The sequence below is a fragment of the Pseudoalteromonas sp. A3 genome, from assembly GCF_025942345.1.
GTDB classification, from domain to species: Bacteria; Pseudomonadota; Gammaproteobacteria; order Enterobacterales; family Alteromonadaceae; genus Pseudoalteromonas; species Pseudoalteromonas atlantica.
This window is the reverse complement of sequence record NZ_JAPCKL010000006.1, coordinates 35,104-49,894: the sequence shown is the minus strand read 5'-3', so window position 1 is coordinate 49,894 and position 14,791 is coordinate 35,104. Positions and strand designations below refer to the sequence as shown.

The 14,791-nt window shown below is 40.2% G+C and carries 16 protein-coding genes; 6 read left to right on the top strand and 10 right to left on the bottom strand.

Translation table 11 applies throughout. The annotated features are described in order from the left end of the window. The first annotated feature begins 33 nt into the window (after positions 1-33). Entirely contained in the window at positions 34-438 is a 405-nt protein-coding gene (locus OIZ54_RS12210; RefSeq protein ID WP_264390488.1) for a nucleotide triphosphate diphosphatase NUDT15, read from the top strand. On the opposite strand, the gene OIZ54_RS12205 is transcribed toward OIZ54_RS12210, so the two are convergent. The 4 genes from OIZ54_RS12205 to OIZ54_RS12190 form a co-directional block, all read right to left on the bottom strand. After that, positions 428-1,516 carry a polysaccharide lyase family 7 protein gene (locus OIZ54_RS12205; protein ID WP_264390487.1) on the bottom strand — a complete coding sequence of 363 codons (1,089 nt, stop codon included), beginning with the start codon at positions 1,514-1,516 and terminating at the stop codon, positions 428-430. The genes OIZ54_RS12210 and OIZ54_RS12205 overlap by 11 nt on opposite strands. A 128-nt stretch (positions 1,517-1,644) precedes the next feature. Further along, positions 1,645-2,595, bottom strand: a complete 951-nt coding sequence (locus OIZ54_RS12200) for an alpha/beta fold hydrolase (RefSeq protein WP_264390486.1) — start codon at positions 2,593-2,595, stop codon at positions 1,645-1,647. Positions 2,596-2,641: 46 nt separating this feature from the next. Then, positions 2,642-3,412, bottom strand: a complete 771-nt coding sequence (locus tag OIZ54_RS12195) for a substrate-binding periplasmic protein (RefSeq protein ID WP_055252902.1) — start codon at positions 3,410-3,412, stop codon at positions 2,642-2,644. A 94-nt stretch (positions 3,413-3,506) separates the two neighbouring features. Further along, entirely contained in the window at positions 3,507-4,502 is a 996-nt protein-coding gene (locus OIZ54_RS12190) for an AraC family transcriptional regulator (protein WP_264390485.1), read from the bottom strand. Positions 4,503-4,599: 97 nt separating this feature from the next. Between OIZ54_RS12190 and OIZ54_RS12185 the strand changes: the two genes are divergently transcribed. Next, the gene (locus tag OIZ54_RS12185) at positions 4,600-5,046 is read left to right on the top strand and encodes an SRPBCC family protein (protein WP_264390484.1); all 447 of its coding nucleotides are present in this window, start codon (positions 4,600-4,602) and stop codon (positions 5,044-5,046) included. Further along, positions 5,043-5,864 carry a sterol desaturase family protein gene (locus tag OIZ54_RS12180; RefSeq protein WP_264390483.1) on the top strand — a complete coding sequence of 274 codons (822 nt, stop codon included), beginning with the start codon at positions 5,043-5,045 and terminating at the stop codon, positions 5,862-5,864. The genes OIZ54_RS12185 and OIZ54_RS12180 overlap by 4 nt, the downstream gene beginning before the upstream one ends. A gap of 5 nt (positions 5,865-5,869) precedes the next feature. Here OIZ54_RS12180 and OIZ54_RS12175 read toward each other — a convergent pair whose 3' ends face one another. The 4 genes from OIZ54_RS12175 to OIZ54_RS12160 all read right to left on the bottom strand — a co-directional run bounded on the left by OIZ54_RS12175 (position 5,870) and on the right by OIZ54_RS12160 (position 9,117). Continuing rightward, positions 5,870-7,702: a DUF4105 domain-containing protein gene (locus tag OIZ54_RS12175; protein ID WP_264390482.1), complete on the bottom strand. Its 1,833-nt coding sequence runs from the start codon at positions 7,700-7,702 to the stop codon at positions 5,870-5,872. Between the two features lie 80 nt (positions 7,703-7,782). Beyond that, positions 7,783-8,265: a DUF3015 domain-containing protein gene (locus OIZ54_RS12170; RefSeq protein WP_024033216.1), complete on the bottom strand. Its 483-nt coding sequence runs from the start codon at positions 8,263-8,265 to the stop codon at positions 7,783-7,785. Positions 8,266-8,431: 166 nt separating this feature from the next. Then, a complete protein-coding gene (locus OIZ54_RS12165) occupies positions 8,432-8,815 on the bottom strand; it encodes a hypothetical protein (RefSeq protein WP_264390481.1) in 384 nt (127 codons plus the stop codon). After that, complete coding sequence (locus tag OIZ54_RS12160; RefSeq protein WP_036963831.1) at positions 8,812-9,117, bottom strand: hypothetical protein; 306 nt, start codon at positions 9,115-9,117, stop codon at positions 8,812-8,814. The genes OIZ54_RS12165 and OIZ54_RS12160 overlap by 4 nt, the downstream gene beginning before the upstream one ends. A 271-nt stretch (positions 9,118-9,388) precedes the next feature. Here OIZ54_RS12160 and OIZ54_RS12155 point away from each other — a divergent pair, with 271 nt between their 5' ends. Next, positions 9,389-9,808: a VOC family protein gene (locus tag OIZ54_RS12155; RefSeq protein ID WP_024033213.1), complete on the top strand. Its 420-nt coding sequence runs from the start codon at positions 9,389-9,391 to the stop codon at positions 9,806-9,808. 153 nt (positions 9,809-9,961) lie between these two features. After that, positions 9,962-10,747, top strand: a complete 786-nt coding sequence (locus OIZ54_RS12150; protein WP_264390480.1) for a hypothetical protein — start codon at positions 9,962-9,964, stop codon at positions 10,745-10,747. 25 nt (positions 10,748-10,772) lie between these two features. Here OIZ54_RS12150 and OIZ54_RS12145 read toward each other — a convergent pair whose 3' ends face one another. After that, complete coding sequence (locus OIZ54_RS12145; protein ID WP_264390479.1) at positions 10,773-12,380, bottom strand: diguanylate cyclase; 1,608 nt, start codon at positions 12,378-12,380, stop codon at positions 10,773-10,775. Between the two features lie 272 nt (positions 12,381-12,652). On the opposite strand from OIZ54_RS12145, the gene OIZ54_RS12140 reads away from it, so the two are divergent. Next, positions 12,653-13,111 (top strand): DoxX family protein, encoded by a 459-nt coding sequence (locus tag OIZ54_RS12140; RefSeq protein ID WP_004586061.1) that lies wholly within the window; start codon positions 12,653-12,655, stop codon positions 13,109-13,111. 74 nt (positions 13,112-13,185) lie between these two features. On the opposite strand, the gene OIZ54_RS12135 is transcribed toward OIZ54_RS12140, so the two are convergent. Beyond that, positions 13,186-14,791 (bottom strand): glycoside hydrolase family 2 TIM barrel-domain containing protein (locus OIZ54_RS12135; RefSeq protein ID WP_264390478.1); only part of this gene is annotated, 1,606 nt, incomplete at its 5' end.

The window sequence follows — 14,791 nt, the reverse complement described above, 5'->3', positions numbered from 1 at the left end:
ATGGCGAGCAATTAAAATAAGAGAAAATACAATATGAGTAACGTAGTAAGAGTAGGGGTTGCGGTTATTATAATGCGCCAAAACACTATTTTATTAGGTGAGCGAATATGGTCGCATGGTGCAAATACATGGGCAACGCCTGGTGGACATTTAGAATTTGGTGAAAGTGTTGAGCAGTGCGCAATACGCGAGGTATTTGAGGAAACAGGGCTAAATGTGAGTAAAATTACTAAGCTTGATTTTACTAACGATATTTTTAGTGCTGAGAATAAACACTACATTACTTTATACGTAAAAGCCGATTACGAGGGCGGCGAGCCTGTGCTAAACGAGCCAAATAAATGTATGCAGTGGCGCTGGTGCGACATTAATAATTTACCATCGCCACTGTTTACATCACTTAAAAACTACTTAACTACAACAACGCTTACGGCTTAGTTGATGGGCTTAATACTAATTTTTTAAAGCTCACTTGGGCGTAATCACCATTTTGTTTGTCGGTGGCCCAATCGCCCGTGCCTAAACAACCTGGGTACCAAATGCCTTTAGCGCTTTTGGTGCTACATTGGTTATAAGCACCCGCTTTAAAATAATGCCAATCGGCAGCATAGCCATTAGGGTGATCTTTATCATCTACCTTGCCATAGGCATCGACGTTATTGCCTAAGTTAATTGCGTAGTTAACGTCTTTTTTGCCTTGGGCGCTAAAGGTTAAGTACATCATGTTTTTGTGCACGTTTACTGTGTAACTAAAGTCTTCGCCAAGCGCTATGCCCGCCACACCGGGATCGTCCGAGTTTTCCCAGGTATTACCCCACACAGGGTATGTAATGTCGGTTCGGTTAGGATCTTTTTTTGGTAAGTTACGTTCGTAATTCCAAAAAACAGATCCGGTTTTATGGCCAGGCCATTTTTTATAATAAATTTTAAGCGGTTCGTTACCCCAGCCAAAACCCAGTTTTGTATCTATTAAGGCCTGATCTTTACCTGCGTGAATTTGCCCTACCACCACAGAATACGCGGCTTTTTTATTAGGATCGTTAGCGCGAAGTGCAACGTGATCCACCTTTAGGGTGGCTTCCATTTTTCCGCCTACCGAGCCAAAACGCTCCGATAGCGGGTGTACTGCTAGGGCAAAGTTATTCTTTGAATTTTTAGTTTTTATTTTGGTATTGGTGCCGCGGATCATTTGTCTTAGTTCACTGCGGGTATTGGCTGAATTGGCGCTGGTAAGCGCTTTGTTTGGCGAGGTAAATACCATATAACCTTGATCATCAAGGTAGAAAAAATCAGGGTGCGCGTAGGTTTGGATCTCTTCTACGTCTATGGTATCTATTTTTCCATCGTTATTGAGATCTACAGGTACGTTTATTTTCCATTGCGATAAATCAAATTTTGACGCAGGTACTGCGACATTACTATCAACAGGTGTACTTGTGCTGGCACAGCCCATAAATAGCAAAGGGGTAACAGCAGCCAGTGCTGTGAGTTTAAAGGTAGATGTTAGATTTTTCATTGTTGTCTCTGTGTGATGATATTAAAAATGAGCGATATTAACTTCGCTCAACTTTAATCTAACATACCAATTTAAAATATCAACATTACCAATTTTTTGTTTTCGTAGTTTTTATAGTGCCTTTTTGGTTATACCAAAGTGGTTTTTTGTTGCTGTTGTTTTTTACGTTTTTTATTTAGGTGTTTGCGCTGCGCTTTTTTTACATGCTTAACTATCCACTTTGTCATAAGAGGCATAAGTTCTGGCGCAAAGTTATGGCCCATCCCAGGGACTACTCTTAGTTTGGCTTTTTTTATAAGGCTTGCCGTTTTTTTGCCTGCACTTACGGGTATTACCACATCGTCGCTGCCATGAATTACTAAAGTAGGCGTTTTAATTTTACGAATTAAATGTTGCCTGTCTTTACTCGCGGCCATAGCAATAAGCTGGCGTTTGTAGCCACTTGGATTATGCGAGCGCTCTACAATTTGCGTTGCATGATGGCGAAGTGCGTTTTCTGATTGAGGGTAAGCGGGGCTGCCAATAAGTTGGTTAAGTTTAATGTTGTAGTTTATCGCCTCATCACGGCTGGATGTTTTGGGCTTTAATTTGGCAAGCTTTATAAATACGCCAATGCTTTTGGCATTCAGCCTTGGCAGGCTAGAGCTTGACATAATAGTGGTTAAACTTAGCACCTTTTTTTTATGTTGAGCTGCAATTAGCTGAGCAATCATACCGCCCATAGAAGCACCTACAAAATGCGCTTTTTTTATTTTAAGCGCCGCCATAAGCGCCAATACATCGTTTGCCATATCATCAAGTAAATAGGGGGTTTGCGTGCGTATGGGCAGGCGTTTACTTAACCACGATTTAAATAAACTCGGGCTAGGGTGATGCTCTAAATGAGTAGAAAGGCCAGTGTCGCGGTTATCAAAGCGTATAACCCTAAAGCCTTTTTTTACTAAGGTGTAGTAAAGCGAGTCGGGCCACACGGTCATTTGTGCGCCTAAACCCATAATAAGTATGATTACAGGGGCTTTTTTATCGCCTTCGTCTTGGTAACTGAGTTTTATACCCTGAGGTGTTTTAATTGTTCGCATAGCCAACTAGCAGTGTTTGCGTTGCTAAAATTATAGACCCTGTTTATTACAACTTGTTGGCAGTAGCCGGAAGCGGTAGTTGCCACTTGGTTAAAATAGCCTGATATTCGCCGTTTTCTTTTAGCGTGTTAAGTGCATGGCTAATAGCGCTTGCGGTGTGTTTATCTAGGGTTTTGTTGGCACTAAAATATAATTTTGAAGGGTAGTCGGTTAAATGAATTCGCTTAGTTATTAAATTGGGATTTAGGCCTGAGTGCTTTAGCTCGTTATTTAACGTAAGTGTGTTGGTTAGTACAAAGTCGATGCGTTTTTTATAAAGCATTTGCCACAGTTGCTGATAGTAGCTTACAAGAACTAGGTTTTTGTCTTCGGTAAAACCGGCGTTTTTTAAATAGGTGGCACTTGAATAGCCACGTATTGTGGCCACTTGGTAAAATTTTGCGTGATTAAGGTGGGTAACTTCATCAGTACGGTTTTTTAAGCTAACTAAATAAGCATCGGCAAAGTATGACTCACCTAGCCAGGTGTATTGCCTTGCTCTAATGGGGGTTTTTAAAAGAGACAACGCAATTGCATTTGGGTTGTTTTTAAGCATTGTAAAAATACGCGCCATAGGAATTATTTCAAACTTGGCGGATAGCTTTGTATGTTTAATGGTGGCTTTGGCTAAATCAACTAATGCGCCGTCGGGTTCGTTATTTTCATTTATAAAATGATAAGGCGGGAGATCTTCTGCTACAAAGGTAATGGTCTGTGCGTTGCACATGGCGCTATAAAGCATAAACACACAAATACTTAATACTACACGCACAAATATAACCCATATTTTTAATTATTATGCGCTCTAGTTTAAAGAGTGTTGATTAAAAGGTATACCATAAATGTTTATTTAATGTGAATAACACTGTGGTTCATTTACGTTTTAAAAATTGTGTGGGTGTGCAATGGTGCCATCGTAAAAAAGCACGATTAAACGAGCTCTGATCTTTAAAGCCTAACAGGTTAGCTAGTTCGCTAAGTGGGAGCGTGCCAATTAACGTGTGGGAGCGGTTTTTTCTTTCTTGTTCGAGCAATTGCGCAAAGGTTACATGTTGTTTTTTTAAATGTCGCTGTAGCGTGCGCGGTGTTACGTTTAGTGCGCTTGCAACTGTAATAAGCTGGCAATTTTGTAATGTTGTTTTTGCAATAAGTAGCTGTTTAACTTTTTCTGTTAGGCACTGCTGGCTTTTAAAATGCGATAGCTGCTGTTGTGAAAGCTGCTTAAATGTAGCATTTACAATGGCGTTATCGGTTTTAAAGGCAAGGTTTAAATAACTGCTCGGAAAATTTATTTGGTTATGCGCTGCGCCGCTTATAACGGGGCATTTAAACCAGGCCTCTAACTGTTGTGTGTGCCTTTTAGGCCAATTATGTATAAAGCTGATACTGCTTGGGCAAAGTGATGCGTTTATTAACTGGCGAATAACGCTTACCCACGCAGTCATGTTTCGTAATACTACTTGTTCATTACAATGAGGATGAGCATGCCAGCGCACCGTAGCGGTGTCTGCCGTTTGCAAAAACTGCGCTTTACCAATATCTGCCACTAAGCTGTCGTAATTTAACAGTGCCTTTATAGCGCTACTTAGGGTATCGCTCGATTCTATTAAATAGCCCAATATACCGTAATCTGCGGGACGAATGTGCATACCTAAAGTAAAACCAAACAGCGCATCGTTTAGCGCTTTTTGGCCATACACAAGCAGCGCATTGTAACTTTGTAAACTAATGCGGGGTGCTAATTGCTGACTATGCTGGCGACTAAATTCAGTAAACCCGATTGCCTTAAGAGCCGTATTAGAATCAATCCCTTGGGTTTGCAAGTAATCTAAAATGCTCGAAAAGTAATGATCAGCCAGTGTATGCATTTGTCGTCTAAAGCTAAAAAATGGTCGTGTATGAGCAAGCTTGCCATGTTCAATTTTTATATGCTAGTTACATGAGTAATTATCTTCGCTGTAAACAATGATCTTTATATCAATAAAGCAAACGCTTAATGCAGATCCTTTGCAAATAATAACCACCTTGTTGGATCATCAACAGTTAGATCGCTTTTTTAATGCCAAGTTTGAGCTAATAAAAACAGCAAATAGCGGTGAGCTAAAAGGCGGTAAAGGCGCTATTAGGCAAGTGAAAATTGCAAATGCCACGTTTAATGAGCGTATAATAATGGCTAACCCCAGCCACATTTGCTACCAAATAGTAGGCAATAAGCCTGTGGCACACCATCAAGGTGATATTTATTTAGTTGCTAATACAGGGGCTAAAAGTATCACTACTGAGCTTAATTATTGTATACGCTGCAAAGCGCCGTGGTGGCTGCCAAATGCTTTGCTAAAACACCTAATTAGTAAAGATATAACCCAGGCATTAAATAAACTGCAGCATTACTTTATGGCGGGCAAAGTATGAGCTCAGAAATTATTTTACTTGCCCTAAGCCCTGTTTTTTTAGTGTTTGTATGCTTTGAATTTGTAAAATTTAAGCGCTATTACAATATAAAAGACAGCCTAGCAAACACCGTTTTAGCCTTGTTGCACCAAGGCGCAGATGCAATGGCACTGCTGCTACTTATGCCATTTTTTCACATGCTTTACGAGTACCGCTTATTTGATATAAAGCTAAGTGTATTAAGCGTTGCTTTTGCATTTTTACTGCAAGATTTTTTGTATTATTGGTTTCATCGTGCGTCGCATCATATTCATTGGTTGTGGGCTGCGCATGTGGTGCACCACAGCTCCACTAAAATGAATTTTACCACTGCGTTTAGGCAAAGCATAATGTACCCAGTAGCCGGCATGTGGGTATTTTGGCTACCTATGATACTACTAGGGTTTGACCCTTTAACCGTATTTAGCGTAGTGGCACTTAATTTGGCGTATCAATTTTTTGTGCACACGCAAATAGTGGCTAAATTAGGCTGGTTTGAAAGCGTATTTAATACGCCATCGCACCACAGGGTTCATCATGCAATTAATAAACGCTACCTTGATAAAAACTTTGCCGGTGTGCTTATTATTTGGGATAAATTATTTGGCACCTTTGTAGAAGAAGACAAAAATCAGCCCTGTAAATACGGCATAGTAGGGCAGCTAAATAGTAATAACCCACTAATAATAACGTTTCATCAGTGGGCTCATTTATTAAAAAGTACCTATACGGCGAAAGGGTTAAAAGCTAAATGCAAAGTACTATTTGGCTACCCAACCAGTAGCGTTAAAGTTAAATAACAGACTTAAAAGTAAAACTGCACTGCAAAACTAGTCGCAGTATTATAGCTGTGCCATTTTTCGTGCTTTATTTGGCTGCGAAGCGCTATGTTACGCGACAGCGCGTAGCTCCAGGTTAGGGCAGCTTCGCTGTGGTTATTAGCATTATTATCGCTTAGCCAAAACATATTACCTGTAAGGGCTAGCTTGTGGTTGTTATTTACTTGCCAAATAACGCCCGCTTCACTGCCTAGTCCAACACTGAGCTGGTTAGTAATATCTCCAGTATTTAGCTCAAACTGTCCCAAAATGTAGCCATGCACACTGTTTGGATTGCCATAAGATTTACCGTATCCACCCTTGGTAAAAAAACGGCCAGAGCGTTTGTTTGGGCTTGGTTGCCTATCAAAGCCCATTTTTATATTCCACGACCAGCTATCAAATACACGGTTATCGGGGGCAAGCGACATAGCATCAAGTAAGTAAAAGTGCTCAATATGGCTATTTCCGCTATCTGATAGGTTGGCTGATAAGTCAAAAAAACTAATTTGTGCACCGGGTATAAAGCCTGCGGGTCTGTCTAGTAAATCATGATAAGCAAGGCGATAAGCTACATTGGTGGTGTTTTGCTGGTTATTATTTTGCACTCTTTTAGCCGTTAGCCTTGAAGAGCCATGGCCTTGCTCTGGTGACGCTTTAGGCTTTGCCGGCTTAGACAAAGGTGAAGGAACCGCATACTTACTGCGCATTAAAAGTAACTTAGTAAGACGAGGGGCTATTTCCTCACGGTTAAGTGCTTTGTCGTAAAATTCAAAATTTAACCATTCGTACGCCATTTCTAATATGGCCACAAGTTCTTGCTGCGAGTAATTACGTGTATTTAATGGCTTGCCTTGCATAAGAGCTCTGGCATCACTTAGTTGTTGATCACTTAATTGTGTTGAATAGTGGAATAACTTAGTGCCAAAGGCGGGACGATAATTTGGCGTTTGCAGTAAATTGTTATCCCTTAACACGGCAACAGTGTCTGAAGGAATAGCCTGCATATTAAATTGTGAGGTTAAGTTAAGCTCCTCATTTGCTAATTGCAGTAACGCGAGTAACTGATAGGAGCAATTTTCGTCTATAAAAAAGTAATCAAAAGTGGCGTGTTGTAGCTCCCACAAATGTAGTAACACCAGCTCAACTTGTTGCTCGGTTAAGTTGAGTTTGTATTCCCAAATATCGCGTGATTCTAAATCATTATATTCGCGTACTTTTTTATAATACGGCATAAGCGAAAACTTACCCGGATAGCTACCAATAAGGCCTTTTAATGCGTACATAGCAGCGTTATCTGAGCCATCAGGTTCTGCCGCAAAGTTTACAGCAAAGGCAATTAGCTCTTTACTACGGGTTTGATCTTTAGCATCGATGCGCAGCAAAGTGTGCCCAAACATAGAAGAAGGGCTGTTCATAAATGCAGTAGGGAATACAAGCGTAACCCCTTTAGGATTAATGACTTGTTGCCAGGCTTTAAGCTCAGCGCAATCAAGAGCAGGCCAATTGTTTTTAATTTTTGATTTTAGCCATGTGTAGCGAGCTGGAAATTGGCAGCTGTATTTTTGTTGACTGCTTTTATTGGCATTAAATGCGTTAATGGTGGCATTTAGCTCATCTACTGGGCTGGTTTTACCTGTAGGCGATAAAAAAAATTCGGCGCTATCTACTTCGCTTTTAAAGCTACCTAATGTGGTATTGCGGTAGTGGCCCAGTTTAAGCCAATAAGGGTGTGTGGCTAAGGTACTTTTTTCAATACTTTTAGCATGTGAATGCGTACTAAAAAGTATGGCTAGCAAAGTAAATAATATTTTTTTCATAATCACTAAATCATAAAAAAGCCGCTAGAGGATACTCTAGCGGCTTTATTTATACATATAAAACCGGCTAATTTAGCTGATTAAGAAAGAGTATAAGAAGCTAGTTGTGCATCGCTTGCTACAACAGCGTTTAGGTTTTCTAACACTGTTTGTGAAGTTACGTTCTCAGAAGTAAATACTGAAGAAAACTGTGCTTGAGCAAGCTTGTTGAATGCTGCTTTATCTTGTTCTGAAACGCCCCAAACCTCAGCAAGTGTTGCTAAAGTTTCGCCTTCACCTTGAGACATATCACGAGCAAGTTGCTCCATGTTGCCATCGATGAATAATGCGATTTTTTCAGAAGAAGTAACTGTACCAGTACCGTCACAACCTAAAGTACCAAATGTGATACCGAAAGTTTGGTTACCAGAAGTACCATTAGTTGTAGCGCCTAAAATTTTAACGCCTTTACCTTGCTGACCAGCAAATAACATAGAGCCTAGGCCACAACCAATATCTTGGTCAGCCATTGCGTTAGAGAAAGGAAGTAAAGAAAGTGCTGCTACTGCGATTATTTTTTTCATATTCATAAATCCATATACGATTAGTCTTTATTTAGGGTAAATAAAGATCGCGGAGGATTCTAACAGAGTTGTAGAAAAAAGGAACATAACTAGCTATGAATTTTTTCATGTTGCGTTTACTTTAAGCAATAAAATAAACAAGTTACTTACTGGTTTTAGCTTGCTTTTAAGAGCTTGGCTTTTTACTTCTTGGCGCTCCGAGTAAAATAAACATGTGGCAAATACAAATAGATAAAAACGCACTCACACCTAACGCACCGCCATAACCATCAAGCTTTGGTACTAGGTATTCAAATAAAAACGAAAATAAAATAGATGAGTTGGCCACGGTATAAATACCAAATCGGTGTGGGGCGCTCATGCCTATAAACGTGCCGCCAAAAAACACGACTGAGTATAAGTCGGGGTTTAGGTTTAAAGCACTTAATAGTAAATAAGCAATAATAGAAAGCGAGGCTGAGGCACGTATGCCGTCAAAACGATTATGTTTGGCTAAGTAAAACGTTAAAAACGCACCTAATAAGGCTATAAATGGGTATTCTAAATTCATAAAACCATTCCTTTGGCCAACATAAATAAAGCCACGCTTGCAAAGGCAACACTGCCAAGCTTACCGCCAAATCCGGTAAACATATTTATGGTAAGCACATATAGACTGGCGCCAATAACAGAAATTATGGCTATTTCCCAATAACTTGTAATTAAGTGTGTAGAGCACATGCCGGCAAAACTACCTGCGTAAATAGCCGCATAGGGATGGTTTTTAAACCGAGCAGGAAAAGGAATAAACGAGCCAATTAGCCCTGTAAGCGCCGCCGAAATAACTAAAGGCAATGCAAAAGTTGTGTGCATGGCAAAGCAGGCTACAAAGCCTAAAAAGAAGGTTATAAACTTTAAAAATAAGAATTTAATCATAGCAGCGCATTTTAAACTAATCCTTTTACGCTTTCTAACTATCTCTAATAAATAAAATGTGGATGTTAGCGTTAAATGTTATTAAGGCTACTTTTTAAGCTGGCTTGGTATTAACTATGCTTATTTGTGGCTGTTAATGTTTCATAAATTATATTTTATGTATAATAGAGGTTATTAATATACAAATTTAAAAGATTAAAGGTAATTTATGTCTAACTGTTTGCACTTGGCTATACCCGCTGGCGATTTAAAAGTAGCGAAAACGTTTTACTGTGATGTGCTTGGCTGTAAAACAGGGAACAGCGAAGAAGGGCGCTGGGTAGACATAGACTTTTGGGGTAATGAGCTCACCTTACACCAAAGCGAAGAGCGCTTACCCACTGTTCGCCACGATGTAGATATGGGCGCAGTGGCGGTACCGCATTTTGGTATTCATTTATCAGAAGATGAATTTAACGGTTTAAAAAAACGTATAGAAGATGCGGGGCTTGAATACCTAGATAAACCGTATCGTCGTTTTGTTGGTGATGAGTTTGAACAAGAAACCTTTTTTATTGAAGATCCAAACGGCAACGTGCTTGAAATGAAAACCATGGTAAACCCTGAGGTTTTATTTAAAAAAGCGTAAGCAATATTTATTAAAGGATAGGCCACTTTTGTAGTGGCCTTTTTTGTACCTATAGATGAAAATAATTACACCGTATGAGTGATATTTATTCACTCTACAGTACGGAATTTTAAACGTAGACTAACGCGCAACTCTCATACTTTATAGTTATTTATGTTGCTGTTAAAACTCACCATTGCGCCATTACTTTTATTATTTATTCACCTTGCTCAAAAACGCTTTGGCAGTTTTGTGAGCGGTATTATTCCGGGCTTGCCTATTACATCGGGCCCTATTTCGTATTTTATTGCGCTTGAGCAAGGTAAGTTATTTGCGAGTAACTCGGCTGTGGCGTCGCTGTATGGCATGAGTGGTATAGGCTTATTTTGTTTTTGTTATGCTGCCATGCTTGCAAAATATGGGGTGGTTAAAGCGCTGTTTGCTGCATTAACACTATGGTGCGCTTTTAGTGCATTTACCTTGTTATTGCCGGTTAATATTGCCTTTGCATCGGTGCTCTCGCTTAGTACTTTATTGGTGCTTGCGCTGGCATCGAGTAAGTTAAAATTTGCGCCCGATGCCAAACCTTTTACCGCTGCGTGGGAGCTGCCGCTAAAAATGCTATTGGTCAGCTGCTTTATTATGTTAGTTACGTTTATATCGGCAAAAATAGGGTCAATGTGGAGCGGGTTACTTTCTACTTTTCCGGTAATTTTGGCGGTTATGGGCAGTATTGCGCATGCAAGTGATAAAAAATACTCGGCGTATAAGGTGCTTAACGGCGGCATTATTGGCTCGTTAGGGGGCTGTGTGTTTTTTGCTGTGATTGCACTCGCGCTTAAGTTTGAATTTGTGATTTGGCAGGTATATGCAGCGGCTGCAGTGTGCTCAACTTTATTTACCATTATTATGAGCCACTATGTAAACCGTAAACAATTTGCCAAGCCGGCTACGGTTTAATAGCAATAAGCAGTATTACTTAAATTTAGCCATCTACTAACGTGAGCGGTTTAACCTTTCGTTGTATTTTTTCATGGTACATGGCGGTGTCGCCCGCTTTTAAAATTTCATCAATAGAGTGGGGCGGTTCACTAAATACGGTAGTACCCATACTCGCTTTAATGGCTATAGGGTCGTTGTTGTGATTTATTGTGAGCCTATTTAAGGCGGTTTTTAAATGATGAGTTTTAGGATTTACCTGCGCATTAGTATAAAAATGTGCAAGTACGACAAATTCATCACCGCCTAAGCGCCCTACAGCATCGCTGCTGCGAACACTGCTTTTTAAGCAACGGGCAACGTTGCATAAAGCGTCATCGCCTACAGCATGGCCGTAGCTGTCGTTTATTTGTTTAAAGTCGTCTAAATCTATATACATCAAACATAATACGCCGCCTTTTTTGGCGTGCATATTGATAAGCGCGGATGATTTTTTAGCCCAGCCCCTGCGGTTTAAAATACCACAAAGGGGGTCGTAGTCGGCTTCGGTTTCGGCGCGCTTTTGTGCAATTCGCATTCGGCTTATACGCCTTGAAACCGCAACAGCTAATAAAAATGATTCAACCGCAAACGCTAACACAAACCCATAACGCTGTATAAACGGGCTTTGGTTAATAAGCAGCACCCTAAAAATCATACTTACTAATACAAAGCTAAGCGCTACAAATACGAGTGTTGCCTCGCGCACACCTTTGAGGGCTTGCATGGCTGCTAAAGTAAAAATAACAGCCACAATAAACAGCGAAGAATAAGCCATTATATGCCCTGCTATTGTCCAAAATAACAGGTCGGTAACGAGCATTTTAAGTACCGCGCATAGCATTACAGTACAGGCCAATGTTTTGAGCAGCTTAGTTAATTTAGGCCAGCGTTTATTAGTCTCGAGTAACGCAAGCATAAACCACGTGGCACTTAGTACGGTTAAGCCAATGCTAAGTAGGTATAAGTTAAAAATAACGCCAGATACATGCTGCGTTACAAATAAATACAGTTGCCCTTCTTGGAGTAAAATAAAGCTGCCAATACAAAAAATGTAAATGCTGTAGAGCTTAAATACACTTTCGTTAAGTCTATGTCCCATTATTAATACATAAAAAATAAGTGTAATGCACAACCCATAAAATGAGCCCATAATCAGCGAATGTTGCTGTGCTTTTTTAAAATAAATATGAGTTGGCTGCCATTTAAACCGCGGTGTGTAATTAAGCTTTGATTCTAATGTTATTGTGGCTGTAAAAGCCCCCGAGTCCATTAAGTAGGCTACTTGCCCTGCTTTTAAGGGCGCTTTTACAGTGTTGTTTTGCTGCCAAGTAAAGCTATCTAGCCCCGGGCGTAAAAAGCTTAGTACGCCACCATTTTTAACAGAGCAACTTATTTGATATTGATTAACACCGCGTTGAGCAGTGAGTTCAGAAGGAGTATTTACCTTTAGCACAGAGGCAGGCGTGGGTGAGTTTAAGTGCTTTATTTTACATGTATCGGCAGCATGAGAATCAAAAGTAATAAATAACGCGAGCAAAGTAATGAAAACAAAAAAGAGCGCCCCCTTATTTTTAGGTGGGAAAAACGTCAATCTATTACCTTTATAGCTCATAAGCGGATCCAATTTTTACTACTTTTTTATACTAGCAGAGCCGGACTATTTAGCTATTAGTTTACTGTTTAATAACGCTTAAAAGTGCGCTATTAAATTAGCTCCTGAGGTGTTTATGCCCGCTAAGTACAAAATAGGCGCAACTTAGTTAAGTAATTAAAAACACCATGTTGATAATTTGGCAATAATATTCGTATTAATTGTTTTAAATGATGATAGTAAACTGTACTCATTGGTTACTAGCCTTATTAACAATAAAACAGGATCACACTATGAAATACTTACACTCATTATTAAGCTCTAACGCAGGCATGGCAGCACTTATTTTACGTGTACCCGTTGGTTTAATTTTAGCAGCGCACGGTGCACAAAAATTATTTGCTTGGTTTGGCGGCTACGGCCTTGAAGGCACAGGGCAGTGGATGGCAAGCATTGGCCTTGAGCCTGGCTACTGGCTTGCAATGATGGCAGGCAGCGCTGAATTTTTTGGCGGCATTGCTTTAGCCATTGGTTTATTAACGCGCCCAGCGGCTGTAGTTACGGCGTTTACTATGCTGATTGCGATATTTAGCGTGCACATTAGTCATGGTTTATTTGTAGCCAACAACGGCTATGAGTTCGCACTTACTTTGTTAGTTGCCACGGCTGCACTGGCTATACAAGGTGCAGGTAGCTTATCGGTTGATAACGTAATTGCTAAAAAGTTAGCGAATAAATCGCTGCCTCAGTAGTAGTAAATAACAATTCAGTGTTAAAAAAATAGCGGCTAAATTAGCCGCTATTTTTGTATGGGTTAAGCGCTGTTTTATTTAGCACTAAATTTTAAAGAGTAGTTGTATTGCTTTTGCTCTAGTAAATACTCTTTATGGGTACTTGGGCTCCACGAGTCATCGCCGCCAACCCCCATATGTTGATGGTCAATATGTACATGTAAGCAATCATCAGCGACTAGCTCATTAGTGTGCTTTGCTTGCGTTAACATGTTTTGTGAGTACTCACTGGCGGCAAACAAAAACGCACCAGTTACGGTTAAATTACTAATGCTTAGTAATTTGCAATCACTACGTACGCCATTATCGGTTGGGAATATATACGGAGTATGTAGCTCATTATATTGTGCGCTGTAATACCCTAAGCGCGCAGCCGCTTTACGATCTGGGTAGTTTTCAAATGGGCCTAAACCAAGCCAATTTACTTGTGTATCGCTTGGTTTATTAAGCGTTGTGCTTACCCCTATGCGTGGCATGGGCGGGAGAGTATCGCTTAGTTGTATATCAACATTTAAGCTAATTTCACCGGTATTACTAAGTGTATAAAGCCAAGTTGTTTTTGCTTGTACTGCGCCATTAAATTCATAACTAAATACACAGGTAATACGTATATCTACGGTTGATTGCACTACTTCAAACGAGCGACATGTACGCTGCCACTGCCCAATACCTGCTCTCAACCAGCGTGCTTCCCATGCGTTAGGGTCTAGGTTGTCTACTTCGCTTACGCCTATGTCGTTATCAAGCGGGGCGCGGTAAAAATTATCAACCAATGGGCTTTTAATAACTTGGGTTTGATTGTGCAGCCATTGCTCAATAAGGCCTGATTGGCTATTAAACACAAGTTTAAAGGTATCGCCTTCAATGCTTAGCTGTGTGTTGGTTTCGCTAATATTTAGTGCGCCGTGCGTTGAGGCGTTTGTTAACGCAGGCGAAAATGCATCAGCGCTCAAACTTTGGCTATTTATAAGCTTAAATTGCTCGGTGTTTAATACATGCTCGGCATTTGCAAAGCTTGAGTCGTTAATCAGTGCAACATCTAAATTAAGGTGATATTGCGCACCTGCTTTAAACACCGTTTTTGTATTAATCGTTAGCGTTTGCGTGCTTTGCGGAGAAATATTAATAACTTGCTCGCCTTGCTCTACACATTGGCCATTTTCTATTAACTGCCAAACCAGTTTTTCGTTATCGGTTGCTCTAAATACATAATCACTAAATACATCAACGGTGTATTGGTTTTGAGTTTGCTCACGCAGTGTAAATTGTAAATGTTGCTGGCTGTATTTAGCTTCAAACAGGCTTGGGTGCGGTGTACGGTCTGGAAATAATAAGCCGTTAATACAAAATTGGCGGTCGTTTAGCTCATCACCAAAGTCGCCACCGTAAGCCCAGTAATGCTTACCGTTTTTATCTGTTTTAGATAAACCTTGGTCTACCCAATCCCAAATAAAGCCACCTTGCAGGCGTGGGTATTCTCTAAATGCTTGCCAGTAATCGTCAAAGCTACCTAGGCTGTTACCCATTGCATGGGCGTATTCACATAAAATAAGTGGGCGCGTTTCACCCGGTAGGCTTAACCATTTTTTAATAGAATATTTAGGTACGGCGTCGTCGGCAACATGGGTATCTACACGGGCA

Bases quoted from the DNA above. Each gene is read 5' to 3' on its own strand.
- OIZ54_RS12210 (WP_264390488.1), top strand. From the start codon at position 34: ATGAGTAACGTAGTAAGAGTAGGGGTTGCGGTTATTATAATGCGCCAA.
- OIZ54_RS12205 (WP_264390487.1), bottom strand. From the start codon at position 1,516: ATGAAAAATCTAACATCTACCTTTAAACTCACAGCACTGGCTGCTGTT.
- OIZ54_RS12200 (WP_264390486.1), bottom strand. From the start codon at position 2,595: ATGCGAACAATTAAAACACCTCAGGGTATAAAACTCAGTTACCAAGAC.
- OIZ54_RS12190 (WP_264390485.1), bottom strand. From the start codon at position 4,502: ATGCATACACTGGCTGATCATTACTTTTCGAGCATTTTAGATTACTTG.
- OIZ54_RS12185 (WP_264390484.1), top strand. From the start codon at position 4,600: ATGATCTTTATATCAATAAAGCAAACGCTTAATGCAGATCCTTTGCAA.
- OIZ54_RS12180 (WP_264390483.1), top strand. From the start codon at position 5,043: ATGAGCTCAGAAATTATTTTACTTGCCCTAAGCCCTGTTTTTTTAGTG.
- OIZ54_RS12175 (WP_264390482.1), bottom strand. From the start codon at position 7,702: ATGAAAAAAATATTATTTACTTTGCTAGCCATACTTTTTAGTACGCAT.
- OIZ54_RS12170 (WP_024033216.1), bottom strand. From the start codon at position 8,265: ATGAAAAAAATAATCGCAGTAGCAGCACTTTCTTTACTTCCTTTCTCT.
- OIZ54_RS12165 (WP_264390481.1), bottom strand. From the start codon at position 8,815: ATGAATTTAGAATACCCATTTATAGCCTTATTAGGTGCGTTTTTAACG.
- OIZ54_RS12160 (WP_036963831.1), bottom strand. From the start codon at position 9,117: ATGCACACAACTTTTGCATTGCCTTTAGTTATTTCGGCGGCGCTTACA.
- OIZ54_RS12155 (WP_024033213.1), top strand. From the start codon at position 9,389: ATGTCTAACTGTTTGCACTTGGCTATACCCGCTGGCGATTTAAAAGTA.
- OIZ54_RS12150 (WP_264390480.1), top strand. From the start codon at position 9,962: ATGTTGCTGTTAAAACTCACCATTGCGCCATTACTTTTATTATTTATT.
- OIZ54_RS12145 (WP_264390479.1), bottom strand. From the start codon at position 12,380: ATGAGCTATAAAGGTAATAGATTGACGTTTTTCCCACCTAAAAATAAG.
- OIZ54_RS12140 (WP_004586061.1), top strand. From the start codon at position 12,653: ATGAAATACTTACACTCATTATTAAGCTCTAACGCAGGCATGGCAGCA.